This window comes from Micromonospora sp. B11E3 (assembly GCF_039871625.1).
GTDB lineage: Bacteria > Actinomycetota > Actinomycetes > Mycobacteriales > Micromonosporaceae > Micromonospora.
The window spans coordinates 39,829-55,638 of sequence record NZ_JBDPMC010000043.1; the positions used below are offsets into that span (position 1 = coordinate 39,829).

The 15,810-nt window shown below is 67.3% G+C and carries 1 pseudogene (only partly in view); it reads left to right on the forward strand.

The features are described from left to right. Positions 1-15,810, forward strand: a pseudogene (locus ABGB16_RS20980) (hypothetical protein); its annotated part reaches 14,748 nt to the left of the window's first position; the annotation flags it as partial.

Here is a 15,810-nt window from a genome sequence, read left to right on the forward strand (position 1 = left end):
CGCCGGCAGGTCGAGACCGCGAGCGAGGAGTTCCGAGCCCGCGACATCTCCGCGCAGGCGCACACGAACACGGTCCGGGTGCTCGACGAGGCCAGGACGGCCAGTGAGGCGGCCCGGGACGCGGCGCAACTGCAGGTGGACGCGATGGCGTTGCCGGTCCCGCCGGTCCCGCGCGGTGCCCCGGTCGTGGACGTGGACGCGGCGCTGGCCGAGATCGCCCGCTCCGGCCACGGCCGGTCCGTCGTCCAGGAGCTGGACCGCTCGGTACGCGCGCAGCACGGCGGCACGCCCCCGGCGCGGGTGGTGCTGCGCACCGACCCGACCCGGCAGGCCGACAACGCCGCGACCGCCCCGGCGGACGAGACCGCCGTACACGAACTGGACCGGGTACAACTCGCGCGGGACCTCGCCGTGAGCCTGGACACCCCGGTCGAACTGCGGGTCCACGGTGGTAGCACCGCCGAGCCGTCGTACCTTGCCTACCCGGGCGGGGAGATGGTGCGGCTGGACGCCACCGGCCGCCCGGAGACCCTCGACGACGCCGTGCGGCGGCTGCCGCAGCGCCTCCAGGACGACCTGGCCCCGCACCGGGACCGGCCCGACGTGAACGCCCGGCTGGAGATCCTGCACGAGGCGGAGATCGAGTCGCGGCACGACTTCGCCACGGCCGTGGCCGCCCTGGTGGAGAACCTGAACCGATACCAGGGGTACCTGGCCCACCGGTGGTTCGCCCAGGACGTTCCGCCGGTCGACGCCGCCGGCCTACGAGCATTGGCCAACGGCCTGGACACCACGGCCTGGCCGGCCCCCGCCGGCACCCCGCCGGCCGGGTCGGTGGAGACCGGCCGCCCCGACGACATGGCCACCGCCTGGTTGGCGTACACCCCGCAGCGGCGTGCCGAGATGATGGCCGACCTGCTGCCCGAGGCCCCCGGGCTCGGGTTCACCGTGGGCAGGCCGACCCGCGATCTGCCGGCCGATTCGCCAGCGGGCACCCGGGTGCTGGCCGTGGCCGGGGCCACGGTCGCCGCCGGCGTGGTCCTGCCCACCACGCAACTGCGCTGGTACGAACCCGCCCGCAACCAGATCCACACCGGCAGCACGCAGATGCTCGGTAACTGGGCCAAGGACCGGGCCGGCGAGAACGCGGAACCCGACGACATCTGGTACATCGTGCTGACGCCCACCCCGGCCGTCGCCCCGGCCGTGGCCCCGACCGCCACCCTGACCGCCGCGCACACCGAGGCCCCGCACACCGGGGCTCCGCACACTGAGGCCCTGCCCGGTACCCTGACCGCCGATCTCGGGCTCGCCGCTACCCACGGGCCGGCCGCGGAACGAATCCACAATGTCGCCATGGCGGACACGTTCAGCGGCGTGTACTTCGCCGACCCGGCGGTGGCGGATCCGGGCGCGGCGGCGGACCGGACGGCGGCAGAGGCGCTGCCGCGGGTGGACGGATGGTTCACCATCGCCGGGCACCGGAACCTGGCCGAGCGGTTGGCCGACGATCCGGTGCGCCGGGCCTTGTTCCTGCGGATGCTCACCGCCTCGCCCGCCTGGCAACACGCCGTCGCGCAAGCGCAACAGCGGGGCGGCGACACACCCGACATCATGCTCGTCTGGTGCGACGCGGCATGGCAGGGACCGGGACAGGCCACCTCCTTCGGTGAATGGCTCCGCACCCAGCTCGGCGCCCGGCGGCTGATGTCGTCCACGCACGAGGTAGACCAGATACCCGGCGAGCTGCGGCCACACGCGGACGAGCCGGTGCGGTCCGTGTTGTTCTCGGACGGTTCGGTGGAGTTGTTCGGGCCGGATCTGGTGGAGGCGGTACGGACCGCGGACATCGTCGAGAACGGTCAGGAACCCGACGTGCACTGGCCGGACCAGCAGGCCTTCGACGCCGCCGGCGGCCAGCACCGGTGGGCCGGCTCTGACGCTCCGCACGGCGATCGGCCGTCCGGTGCGGAAGGTGACCGGTTTGATGGTGGCCCGGAGATTCACGCCGATGACCTGTCGAGTTTTCTCGATATGTCGGCGGAATTGGCTTTCCCGGATTTCCTGCGGACGGAGACCGGCGGAGCGGGTGGGTTCCCGGGTTCGTCGGCAGCGCCGGCACCGGCGCCTGAATCTTTGCCCGAGGGGCCAGGGGTGCCAGCGGCGTCTGGCTCGGAGTCGCCGCCGTCGGAGTCGGGAACTGAGCCGACCCCGAAGCGTCAGCGCATCGATGGGCCGGCAGAGGAGCCTGATGGTGACCCGGAATTGTTCGATGTACGGGGATCATGGGATTTACTGGATTGGCTGGGGACGGAGACCGGCGGAGCGGGTGGGTTCCCGGGCTCGTCGGCAGCGCTGGCACCGGTGCCTGAATTTTCGACGGAGGGGCCAGGGGCGCCACTGGCGCCTGGGTCGGCGTTGCCGCCGCCAGAGGACGATGCGCCGCCGGCCGGGTGGCTGTCGTCAGGGATGGATCCGTCGGCATTCATCATGGGGTTGCCGTCGGAGAACCGCGCGCTGGACGATGCGCCGGTCGGGTCTCCGGGCTCGTCGGCAGCGCCGGCACCGGTGCCTGAATCTTTGACCGATGAGCCAGGGACGCCACCGGCGCGTGGCTCGGCGGTGTCGCCGGCGGAGGTCGATGTCGCGTCGGGCTTGGAGCAGAAGGTGACTGCGGCGATCACCGCGTTGTCGGCCGTGGTGTCCAGTGACCAGGCGACACTCTTCGAGGAGTGGGCGCTCAAGGTGTTCGACTTCGATCCTCGGCGGTTTGACATGGGGGCGGCCGGGGTCTTTCAGCCGGTGTTGGACGCCTTTGGGGGCCAGTTGGCGGAGGTGAAGGTCCGCAGCCTGGATGGACTGCGTGCGTGGGTGATTCGTGAGTTGGCCGACGACCTCGCCCGGGGTACCGAGTCGAGGTTCAGGGAGATTCTTCCGTATCCGGAGGGCGTGTCGGAGCAGGAGCGGGAGGCGCTGCACCGGAAGTGGTTCCCCAAGGTCGTAGGTGGCGGGGTTCACGAACTCACGCTTGTGCCTTTCCATGTGGCGGCCGAGAAGTTGGGGCCGATGCAGGTCCATCATCCGTTCGGTGCCCCGTACCGCATCGGCCCGCAGCCGGGTGACGGTGTCGTCCCGAAACAGGTCCTGTGGTGGAGGGGCGCTTACTTCCTCGTCAAACCTCGTGCCGAAGACGGCATCGCCGACCAGATCGCTGCGGGCTTCCCCCAGGCAAAGGCAAAGATAGACACCAGCGAGCGGGAGAAACTGGATGGGGAGTTTGAAAAGACACGTGATCTGCTGCAAGACGCGATCGCCAAGGCGGAGAATCCCGACAGCGCCTACTCGCGTATCCTGGAAAATACCTTCCGGAGTGACCTCGCGGTCATCCGTCAACGCTCCTCCTTCCCGTACAGTCAGGTCCAGGAACTCGCCGCGCACCTCCGATACTTGCGCAATCTCAAGGACCAGGGCGGCTGGGAAGACCAGCGCCCAAGAGACCTCTTTCGCCCATTCACCATTCGCGTCCCGGCCACCCCGGTGCGGCATGACCCGGAGATATCGGGGTTCACTCGTCCGGTGCCCGGATTGAGCATCTGGCTGGCCGGCCAGGAGATGCGTCTCGATGGTATCGATGGGATCGATGGGCTTGTGCGCCCGGGTGATGAGGTCGATGTCACTATCGGGAAGAATTGGAGAGGGAATGGTGCCGGTTTCGTCGAAATCCGGTACACCCGGCCCGACGGCACCGAAAGCGCCATCTTCCAAAGGATCGACCGCGTGTTCACTCCCGACGAGTTGAAAGCTCTGAAGAGAATGGCACCCGGCCGGGCATGGAAACCCGATCACCCATTGTTCGTCGATTCCTACCGCAGCACGACGACCATAAAGTTAAACGAGGGGCGATGGAGATTGGGCTCACGGCTCGGCGGGAGTGGCGGGGCGGAGTTAACTCCCAATGTCGATCTCCCGGGAGGTGTCGTGGCCGGCGGAGGTTCGTTCAACCTCCCCACGATGACGAACCGAATTGTTTACAGAGCCGGGTTTGGCGTCACTGGTCAACCCCTGATGGTAGCGAAAATGACGGCCGAAGAGACCGGACAGGACCTGTACGTGGAAGTGGTCAACCCCGCCCTCGCCGTGCACAACATCATCGGGATGTTGAAGTCCGAAAATGTGTTGTGGGAGCTGGAGGATCAGTGGGATCTTTCCGGCGCAGTGACTTACAAAGATAAAATTCTGACGGACAACAGGCTGCCCGCCCCCCTGCGTACTACCATTGGTCGAAAGGGGAACCTGACCCACGGTGGGGGGGAGGTGCAGGTTGCCCAGGGGACGGAGATCACCTTCCGGGTAGGGAAATGGCCGCGGCTGGCCGGATCGGAAATCGGCGTTTTCGTCGTGGTCAGGGCGCCGTTGGTCCGCGACGCAAGCCGACACGCCTACCGGCTCCTCGACACGGGCATGAAGATCGATAAGCTCGATGAGATCATAAAGAAATTCAACAAGCGGCAGGAAAGGGCTAATCGGCGTATCCCGCTAACCGAGTCGGCACCTGAGCGGCGTCGGCGCGTCCGGGGTGAGCCGAGCGCAGGGGATGGGTCGTCGTTGCACTTGCCGGAGGTGCCCGGCCAGGCGTGGAGACTCGACCCCCCATCGTTCGTCGGGTCCTACCACATCACGGCGTCGCTAAACGCCAAATCGAAAAATTCTCGGAAGTTGGACGTAAAACTCGCCGGCCGCCCGGTCTATATCCCACAGACCGTGGTGGTCGACGGAGATTCGTTCGACTTTCCTGCGGACATCAAAAAAGTTCGTCTCGAACTCGGGTATGACAGCACTGGTCGATCCGCCGCGTTCGTGGAACTACCGGCCGAAAATAGTCCTACCCGGGAGACCCTGTACCTGGAGCTGGAGCCCGCCCCCACCGCAGACGACATCGAGTCGCTGCGCATAAAGGCGCTGTGGGTGCCGCAGGATCAGTGGGATCTTTCCGAGGCAGTGGAGTTCGAGGACGTAATGGCGGCCCACCGATTGCTCCCTCCCCTGCATATTTATCTTGGTACGGAAGGCGTGCTCGGTGGGGCGGAGGTGGATATCACCGCTCAGACGCTGGTTACCTTCCGGGTGGGGAAGTGGTCGCGGCAGGTCGGATCGGAATCCGTTACCGGCGTTTTCGCCGTGGTCAGGGCGCCGTTGGACGACGGAACCGGGCACGCCTACAAGATCTTCAAAACGAAAACGACGGTCGATCAGTTCCTTGCGCTCATAGAAGAACTCCGAGACCGGCAGGAATTCTTCAACATGCGCATCCTTAATGGGTGGCAACCTAAGCCGACCAGGCAGGGTCCGAGCGCCGGGCAGGGGCCGAGCGCCGGGCAGGGGCCGAGCGCCGGGCAGGGGCCGAGCGCCGGGCAGGGGCCGAGCGCCGGGCAGGGGCCGAGCGCCGGGCAGGGGCCGGGCGCCGGGGGTGAGTCGGGTTCCGAGGATGGGTCGTTGCCTGGTGGTGCGGCGGCGTTTGAGTGGGGTCGTGTGGGGGGTGGTTCGTCCCCGATCGAGATTGATGCGGAGCGGTGGCGGCCGAATCCTGATGTGAATCCGTTTGGTGGCGAGGGTGGGCCGGGGCGGCTGTTTGGTGATTTGGTCGCGGTGCGGTACGAGCTGGTTCCGGGGGATGAGTGGGTTATTCGGCGGCGGTTGTTTGTGGAGGGTCCGAAGGACGCGGTGGCGCAGGTGAAGCAGCGCACTCTGGACGGTATCGCCGAGTTGAACGGTAAGCCGGCGGTGTTGCCGGAGGTCGGCAAGACGCTGCGGTGGGAAGTGCAGTTCGTGGACGATGAGGCCCTGGCCCATCAGAAGGTCACGGTCGTTGCCAAGGGTAGCGGGACGGATCAGCGTCGTTGGGCGGCGGGTGAAAAGCCTGGGGTGTACGTGCATGAGGTCGTGCATGGGGCGGGTGTTCTCGACAGGGGCGACTCGACGCTGATGGGCCCGCACAGGCATGGTGATGATTGGAGTTTGTCCGACGAGGATCTGAAGGACATCGTCAAGATCCTCAAGCCTCATTACGCCGGTGTCGTGGGCAGTGACGGTCCTGCGATACGGCCGCCGGGTGCGGCCAGCGCGGCGCAGGGCCCGGCCAGCATGCAGGAGTTGTGGGACAAGGGCTTCGCCGCGCCGCCGAAATTCCCCGGCTACGAGTCGGGGGTTTCCGGTGGGTCGGCTGGTGGTGTCGTCGATTCCGTACCGCCTGCGCCTGCCGTGCCGCCGTCTGGGTCGCAGTGGGCGGCGGAGACCGACTCGTTGCGGGAGGCTCTTGACCAGGCGTCGAGGACGCCGTTGCCGCAGGATCAGCCGGCCACCCCGCATTCACCTGCGCCGCCTGCGCCGCCTGCGCCGGTGACGCCGCCTGCGCCGGTGACGCCGCCTGCGCCGGTGACGCCGCCTGCGCCGGTGACGCCGCCTGTGCCGGTGACGCCGCCTGTGTCTCGGTCGCCGGAGGAGGTGTTTTCTGAGCTTGTTGATTTGAAGTCGGAGTTGGAGGCTCTTGATTTTCGGATTAGTCGTGGTGGGAATGGGGTGGAGGGGCTTGAGGCTGTTCGTACTGGGGTGCGGGCAGCGTTTGACGAGAATCTGAACCGGTTGTTGGGTGATGCGGAGTGGGCGCCGCGGGTTCATCATTGGAGTGGGGGTGAGTTCGATCCGGCGGTGCGGGCGAGTGTGGATGGCCTTCGTGAGGAGTTGAAGGAGGGGGCTGGCGGTTCGCTCGTTGGTTTGTTGGATGCTTCTTGGCTTGCCACGGTGGTTCAGATGGAGGCGGGCAGGGTCGCGCCGGGGGATGGGCCGAATCGTCTTGGTGCGTTTTTGCCGTTGGTTCGTGAGTATGTGGATGGTGGGGCCGAGACGGTTACGGCTGATCATGTGGCGGTGCTTGACGGCTATGTGGATCGGCTGAACGCGGCGAAGCGGCCGGTGGATCGTGATGGGTTGTTGTGGGCGGCGGGTTTCCGCACTCTTGGCAGGGTGTTGGGGCCGGTGGGGTCTGTGGACGGCCGGGCGCCGGGGGATGACACCGGCTCAGAGGCGGGTTCTGCGGCGGGGGTGAAGACTCCTGACCAGTTTGTTGACGAGTATTTGTCGGGGTTGCGGAGTCCGGTGGGGGCGGGGTGGCGTCCGACGGGTGGTGGCACGAGCCCGGCCACTTTCCGTGATCATGTGAAGACGCTGCGTGGGGTGTCCCTGGGTGTGGATGGGGACGGGCGTCTGGAGCCGGGAACGCTGGCGTTGGTGCGGGAGTGGGCGGAGGGGCTGCAGCACGAGTCCGCGCCGGGTGGTGCCGTTTACACGGCGGATTCGGTGGCGCGGTTGTCCGGTGGTCTGGCTGATGCGGACATGGTGGCGCAGTGGTGGGAGGAGGCGTCGTCGCGTCCGGGGTTGTCGCCGGAGCTGGCGGGGTGGCGGCCGGATGGTACGGGCCCGGCTACGTACCGGGATTTGTTGCGGCAGTCTGTGGACCTGCCGGCGGGGGTGTCTCTGGGTGATGGGGTGGCGGATCCGACGGTGCGGGCGTTGGTGAAGCCGTGGGTGCAGGGGCTGCGCCCTGCCGGTGGTCATTCCGGCACGCCTGAGACGGTGGCGCAGTGGTCTGGTGGCCTGGTGGATCCGGTCACGGTCGGGATGTGGTGGCGGGAGGCGCCGTCGTCGTATGTGCCGTGGGCGGAGCGCGCGTTGGAGGTGCGGTGGCTGGCGCGGCAGGCGGGGTTGACGGTTACGCGTCCGGATGATGCGCGGGTTCTGGACACGGTGGTGCAGTTGGCGCACCGGCAGTATCGGAAGGATTTCCGGGGTGCGCGGCCGTTGGGGCCGTTGGGTGTGCCTGCTTTGCGTCGTGTGGTCGAGGTGAAGTTGGGGGTTGATGGTTCGGCGCCGTTGTCGATGGATGTGTTGCGGTTGGTGGCGGACAAGTCGGGGGCGCGGCGGAAGTGGGAGCAGTCGCACGCGTTCCAGGCGTGGGCGCGTCGTCAGGTTCAGCGTTCGTTCGGTAAGTCGGAGTTCGCGGGTGGTGGTGCGCGTTGGCATTGGTTGGATGGTGGTTATCGGCAGGTGGTGACGCTGTTCCAGCGTGGGGCGGAGAAGTGGGAGGGGATGCCGGACTCGCCGTGGGAACGGGAGCGTGAGCAGTCGCAGGTCCGGGACTTGTTGAATACCACCGATTCTGGCCGGAAGGTTCCTGACGGGCAGATCGAAAAATTGGTGCGCGTGCGCCGTAAGTATTTCGCGGATTATCGGAACCGGCGGTTCACGGACGATGGCGGGTTCGCTGATTACCGGTGGATGACGCAGCAGTTCTTGAATGACACCCGGACGGATGCCGGGAACATTGAGCGGTTGGCGACGATGTTGGCGGCTCCGTCGCGGGAGGTGGTGGGGTGGCGGCCGTCTGCCGATGGTAGGGGTCCCGCCAATTTCCGTGACTTCCTGAACAGTCAGCGGCTTCCGTCCTGGGTCTCCCTGCGTCGGGATGAGAACGGCCGTCTGGGGCCGGAGGCGGAAGCGTATGTGCGGCCCTGGGTGGAGGGGCTGCAGCATGAGGAGGCCCTCGACGGCTATCTGCATGACCCGGTGACGGTGGCGGCGTTGTCCGGGGGCCTGGTCGATGCGGTGACGGTCGACAGGTGGTGGCGGGAATCGAGTGCGCGCAGCGGTGCGCCGGTCAGGACTGAGTCGGTGCCTGCGCCGGTGGTCGTGGAGGGCTCGCGGCCTGCGTCGGTGGCGGAGTCGGATGGGTACCGGCCTGCGACGCCGGTGGCATCGGACGGGCGGGGGCGGGAGTTCGAGGCGCCGGCTGCCGAGGCTGACACGTCGGTCAGGGCTCGGGTAAGGGCTCAGGTGGAGGCGGGTTTCCGGGCGGCCGAGGCCGCGGCGGGTACGGTCGCCACGACGGTCGGGGGGGCGGCCGGTTCTGCCGCCCAGGCTGTCGGTGGCCCGGCGGGTTCTGCCGCCCGGACTGTCGGCGGTGCGGCGGGTTCGGCTGCCCGGGTGGTCAGGGGCGCGGCGGGTTCTGTCGCCCGGTTGGTCGGGGGCAGGGCGGCTGTCGCCGCTTACAAGGCGACCCGGGACAGGTTGCACTACGAGCGCACGTTGATCGAGCTGGCGACGGCGGGTTGGAAGTCGCCGGCTGATCATCAGGCGGCGGTGTCGTATCGGCCGTCGTTGCCTGGTCACACGGCGGAGGAGATCGCCGAACGCAGCCGGTTGATCACGTCGTTCCACAATGTGTTGGACATTTCGTCGTTCGTGCCGGATGTGGCGGGCTGGTTGAATCGGATCACGCCGGCGTCGAAGGGTTCGATCAGTGCCGGCGTGGTGGAGCAGAAGCTGAAGTCGTCGTTGGGGAAGGCGTTCGATGAGGGGATCGGGCTCGAGACGGCTGATGGTTCGTTTGATGTCCGGTTGTGGCCGGTGCCGGTGGGTAAGCCGGTCAGTGATGCGGGGAACTGGGTCAAGCGGGGTAAAGACGGGAGCACTCTTGCGGCGGGCAAGGCGGAGTTGCGTTGGTTCGCCTACAGGGAGGCGGGTGGCTCTCGGTTTGACGGGAGTTTGTTCCTTGGCGAGTTCTTGGGGAGTTATCAGGCCGGCGTGGGGGTGAAGGGCGAGGTCGGCGGGCTGGCGTTGCACTCGCGTCAGTTCGGTCCCCGGTCGTTCGTGTCCAACAATCCGGCGCGGTACCAGTTCCTGCGGATGAAGGAGGACGGTGGCCTGGCCGAGGTGGATGTGGCGTGGGTGGCCCGGGTGCAGGAGCGCGCGACCGGCAAGTGGCGGAACTTCGCGTTCACCACCGCCGAGGGGGATATCCGCCGCGACACGTTGCCGTATCTGGTGCCGCAGGCGTTGCTGCCGCATGACGAGACGCTGCGGAACAATGGCAGGCCGGACCCGGCGACCACTGGGCCGAATGCCCATACGCATCTGGTGGACCCGGACTACCTGGTGCCCAAACCGATCAGCGATCCTTCCGAGTTTTCGCTGGAGAAGCTTGACTTCGCTATCACCAGGTTGGATCTGGTCGCGCGGGTGATGACCGTGCTGGGTCAGCAGTTGTCGCCGGACGATTACGCCTTCTGGGGGCCGGTCGTGAAGCGCAAGCTCAACAACACTGATCTCGCGATCAAGTTGGACAAGCTGCGGTACTCGGGCGACGACATTCAGCGGATGTTCCGCATCAGCGAGGTGCGTGGTGACCGCAGCCTGAACCTCACGTTGACCGATGCTCAGATCACCTGGGTGCTCAAGGGCAGCGAGGTCGACATGAGTAACGAGCTGCGATTTGACGACATTCGGGGAAATATCGCGCGTAGTATGGCCGGCGCGGACCGGCAGCGGCGGACCGGTGGCGGGTTTTTCGGCCAGATCAAGATACCCCGTGGTCCTCGCCTCGGTTTCGGGATACGTCATCGGGAGCATCGAGGCCAAGAGACGGGCCGTAATCACCGGTCTCTGATCACGTCCTCGAAACGGCTCGGTGGCCTGCTGCAGGTCGTCGGTTTCGATTTCGCCCCGAAGCTGAACGTGGAGGCGACCAACAACGGTGAGGTCACGTCCACAATCAACAACGTGTTGGTGGACGGCGGTTCCGCCGACGCGTTGCTGGCCGCGGTGGACGTGTACAACCTGCGCCGCGCCGATGGGGAGCGGTTGTTCGTTCCCAACCCGAAACTGATCGAGCGTATGCAGGCCGAGGTGGCGAAGCCTGACGCGGGTAGCGAGAAGAAGCGCACCCTCAGCCAGCGGATGGTCGCGTTGCTGGACGCGATGGGCGCGCCCGCGCCGAGCATCGCGGACGGGGTGGTGGAACCGGCGAAGGACCGAAGCAGCCAGCAGTGGTGGCGTCCCGGCGCGGGCCTCGGCATGGATCACGTCGAAAAGATCGAGGGTAACCGGGCGATCTACAACAGGGTCGTCCCGCAGTTGGTGGATTTGGGTTACCTGCCGGCGGCCGCGCGGGGGGCCGAGGGACAGACCCCGTTCCAAGCGTTGGCGGAGGTGGCCGGCCCTACCGGCGCGGGTATCAACCAACCGGACCAGGCCTACCAGAACTGGTTGCGGTTGGTCGACGAGTTGGCCGGCGACAATTTGCTGTCGCGTCGTGTCGACCTGTTCGGTGCGGGTAAGAGCCGGCCCGGTGTGACTATTGAGCTGCCGCATCCGGATGCGCCCACAGACCCCAGCCGGACCCTGTTCGGCGGGGTGTCCGCCGAGGTGACCGCCAGCAGGTTCACGGAGATGACGCCGTACGAGATCCAGGTCGCGGTGACCGACATGGACATCATCTACGCGCGCAACGCCACCGGTCGTCTGACGAACCTGGACGGCGTCGGCCGGGATCCCGGGACTCCGAATCCGGTTCCTCTCAGCGCGACGGCGCGCAGAACCAAATACCCGTCGGCGAAGCAGGGCCGTAACCTTTCCAGCTATCTGACCGCCGACACCGACGGGCAGAAGTTGCCGGCGGCGCGATACAAGGCCGACCTCCGCTTCCACCTGTTCGGGCTCATCGGCAACGGCGAGCCCATGAAGTGGGGCAGCGTCAAGGGCTCGGCGGACGTGCTGCAACCCGACGTCCTGGCGGACCCGCCGCCGGTCGAGGACACGCTGCCGCCACCGCTGCCACCGCTGCCGGAGACCGACGAGACCGCCCTGCTCAGTGCGCCCGTCGCCCCACCCGACGACACGCCGTCGGTGGAGGATGAGACCACGCTGGTGGTCAGTCCGCCGCAGGATGGCCCGCCGCCGCCGCGGACGCCTTCTGCTCTGGCCACCGAGGGTATTCAGATCTATGCGATTGCTGACCCTACCGGCTTTGCGGAGTTGTCCGCTGGTCTGGTGGCGACGGGCCGGGTGGGGGCAGCCAATGTGTGGAAGGCCTTCACTCCGACGTTGTTCACGTCGTTGGTGTTGCGGTCTTTGTTCGGCGCGGGCACGCTGCCTGTGGGTCCGGTGACGATCGGATTCCAGACGAAATTGCTGGGCAGGCCGCGGGTCGACAAGTTCTGGTTCCCGTACAACCAGCAGGTTCAGGAGGGCCAGGACGGCGCAGAACAGGGCACGCTACGCCTCGTCTACGACGACGCCATCGTCAGGGGCGGACTCGGTCTCGACAGTGGGGGAGCCAGTTGGCTTCCGGACGGTGACGGGTGGATCGCCGGTGCGACCGGCACCGCCCGGTTCACCTCCGGCTCCGGCCAGGAGCACTCCCGAGTGGACACGCTCGGCAACTATCGAGGCGGATACCAGGACAACAAGTTCGTGTGGGTCCGCTCCGAAGTGGAGTTCACGGTCCCGGTGCCGGGTGGGCCCCCGGTCGTCCACACCGGTGAGGTATTCGTCAATGTGCGGGTCAGCGACGTGCAGCAGCACCGGGCGAAGTTCGACGACCCGTACAACCTTGTTCCTGACGGTGAGCCCGCGGCCTCGTCGGCGCCGTTGTGGAGCATGTCGCCGCTGCCACCGGCCAGCCTGACGGACAACCACAGTTTCTCCACGATGTGGATCGGGCAGCACACCAGCGCGGACAGCGCGTTCGGTCACGGCCCGCTGATCGCCGACCTGATCGAGAAAGCGAGACAACTCGGCGGTGACGATCTGGCCAACAAGGTGGCATCGCTGCCCACCTGGTCGGAAGCGAGTGTGGCGCAGCTTCGGGACGGCGGTAAGGGCTGGCCGTTCGAAAGCGGTGACCGCCGCTTCTTCCTGCTTCTTGAGGCCCAGCCCTTCGGGGAGGCGGAAAACCCGCAGAACGGCCCCACGGGTTTGAAGGTCTACCGACGCGACAACGAGGCGAACCTGAAGGCCCGCCGACAGATAGACGGGTTCGGCTACACCGCCGCGGTCGCCGGCGGCGGTCAAGGCGCCGTGCCCGACGAGGTGCTCGTCCGCGGCGGATACTCCTACGGCAAATACCAGCGCAACGACACCATCGACGGCGAGGGCGGGAACCAGCTCCGGATGGAAGGAGCCCGACTCAACAACACCGCCCAATACGACAAGAAGGTCGTCTACGTATACCGCCTCGAGGGAATCAGGTCCGAGCGTGGAAACACCTTCGGGGCGTTGCGCGGCGTCGAGACGGTCTCCGGCGAGGTCGTTGAGAAGAAAGTGGCGGCCGTGCCGGTGGAATCACTGCGGCTGCGAAACCAGCCACCCGTCGGCCTCAACATCCCGCTGACCACCCGCCCGCTGGACATGTGGGACCGCGTCGCCGGCGCCTACGGCGTCAAAGCGATCTTCGACGCGGTGGCCTCGACCGGCCTGCTGACCAAACAGCACGCCTACCACGTCCACCCGTCCGCCACCCAACTCACCAACGACAAACTGGCCAAGAACGCCGGCGCGATGATGACCGAGCACGGGAAGCGGTTCACGTCCCTGGTCTCGGGAAACTCCGCCTACGACAACGTCGACATCACAGTCCGCGCGGAACTCAACCCGAGCCTGCAGATCTCCACCGTCTCCAAAGCCGAGCTGGAGAAATACGACCACGAAACCGTCCTGATGCAGCAGGCGAACCAGGCGATCCAGCGGAAAACCCACACCCTCACCGGCGGCGCTGGCATCCCCGCCGACCCCTTTGGTGTCACCCGCGGCAACATCGACGGCACCGGCGCCTACGCGGAAGTCGGGATCACCCGCACCGACGTCACCCCCTCCACCGAGGTCCGTAACTGGAACCGGGGAGACAACCAGGTCTACCTGATCTACGCCCCCGTCACCTACCACATCACCGTCCGCGACGGCGACAGAACAAGAACCGTCACCGCGTACGGCGCGACCGAAATCACCACCACCAGAGACAACGCCCTGAAGTTCGGCATCCCCGAGAGCGTCCTCACCGACGCGGACAACCACGCCACCCTCCTGCGCGAACTCACCAACCCCGAACCCAAAGTCCGTGACCGCGCCGACGACCGTGCCCGGGAATGGATCACCAAGGGCCTGCCCGGCGGACCCGCCACCCCCCCCACGATTCCCCGCCACGACACCGACTCCGCACAGACACGAGCGGGCCGCACCCGGCGACTGCTGGCCCCCACCCTGCCCCCCGGATGGACCACCACCGGACCACTGACCCAGCGCCCGCCCACCCTGCGACCCGGCACCCGGCTGTGGATCGCCCGACCCGTCGGCGCCGCCGCGGCACGCATCGACACCGACGGCACCTACCGGCTCCTGGACCCGCTCACCCCCGGCCCGACCGAACGCCCCCTCACCACCGCACAGTTCCACGACGTCCTCGACGGCGCCCAAGCCATCACCCTGATCGAACCCGACGTACTCACCAGCTGGCTCCTGCACCACGACAACTGGGCCGCCTCACAACAATTCGCGCAGGACAACCTCGCCGCGCTGCAGGCCGACACCACCGCGGAACAACTCGCCACCCAGTCCAGCTCCACCGACCCGACGGCCCCGCTGCACCGGGCCCTACTCGACACCATCCGCACCGGCCAACACACCACCGCCTACCAATACCTCCAATCCCCCGACCCGGCAGCCCGCCACCACGCGATCACCCAGGCCGTCGCCGCCATCAACTTCGCCGACCCGGCCGCCCCCGCCGGCCTGCGCGCACTGGCCGACCTCATCACCGCCGACCCAAACACCACACCAGAGGCGGACCCGCAAGCCACCACCGACTCCACCGTCCTGCGCGCCGTGGCCGCCGTCCTCGACCCCGCCACCACCGTGCTGGACACCTACCGGGCCATCGCCTCCACCTGGCGCACCGACATCCGCGACGACTGGCACTCGACCCTGAACACCCTCACCGACCGGCTCGCGCGGGCCTTGGCCACCAGTGGCATCGACCGGCTGCCCGACACCACAGCCCGCGACATGGGCGCCCTCACCGACGACATCAACGCCCGCATCGACCGCCGCCACGTCAACCAACTGCTCGACGACCTCACTGCCGAACAAACCGAAGACCTCAGCGCCGCGGTCACCGCCTCCACCGCCTCCACCGCCGCTGACCTCGCCCACGCCTGGCAGAACATCACCACCACCGCCGAGCTCATCCCCGCACTACCCAAACCCGCCGGCGCCTGGGCCGGCACCGTCACCACCACAACCACCCCACCGCCAGCCGCGCCCACACCCGCGCACGTCATCCACCACCCCACACCACCCGCCCCCGACACCCTCGACCAGTGGCTGACCATCACCGACCCGGTCGCATCCCACCACTACTTCGACACCCACCAACACGACCTCCTCACCGACGACACCTACCGGCGACTCGACACCCGAGAAACCCCCAGCACACCCCACCAGGCCCTACTCACGCTCGCCCAATACGGCCGCATCCACGACGCGTACGAATACCTCCACCCCGACACCCCCCACCCCGACACCCCCACCACCGGCGCGCCCACCGACCGGCAACAACACCTCACCCGTCTGCTCACCCGTCCCGACCTCGCAGACCCGACCGCCGTCAAGGCCCTCGCCCACCTCGCCTACCACCACCCCGACCGCACCCCCGGCGCCAACGCCGACGCCGTCATCCTCCACCTCACCGCCGGCATCCTCGACAACCAACCCATCACCGACACCGACCTCGCCGCCCTCACCGACGCCCGCCACAACCTCACCCCCGAGCAACGCGAACACTGGGCGGACACCCTCAACACCCAACTCACCAACGACAAACTGGCCAAGAACGCCGGCGCGATGATGACCGAGCACGGGAAGCGGTTCACGTCCCTGGTCTCGGGAAACTCCGCCTACGACAACGTCGACATCACAGTCCGCGCG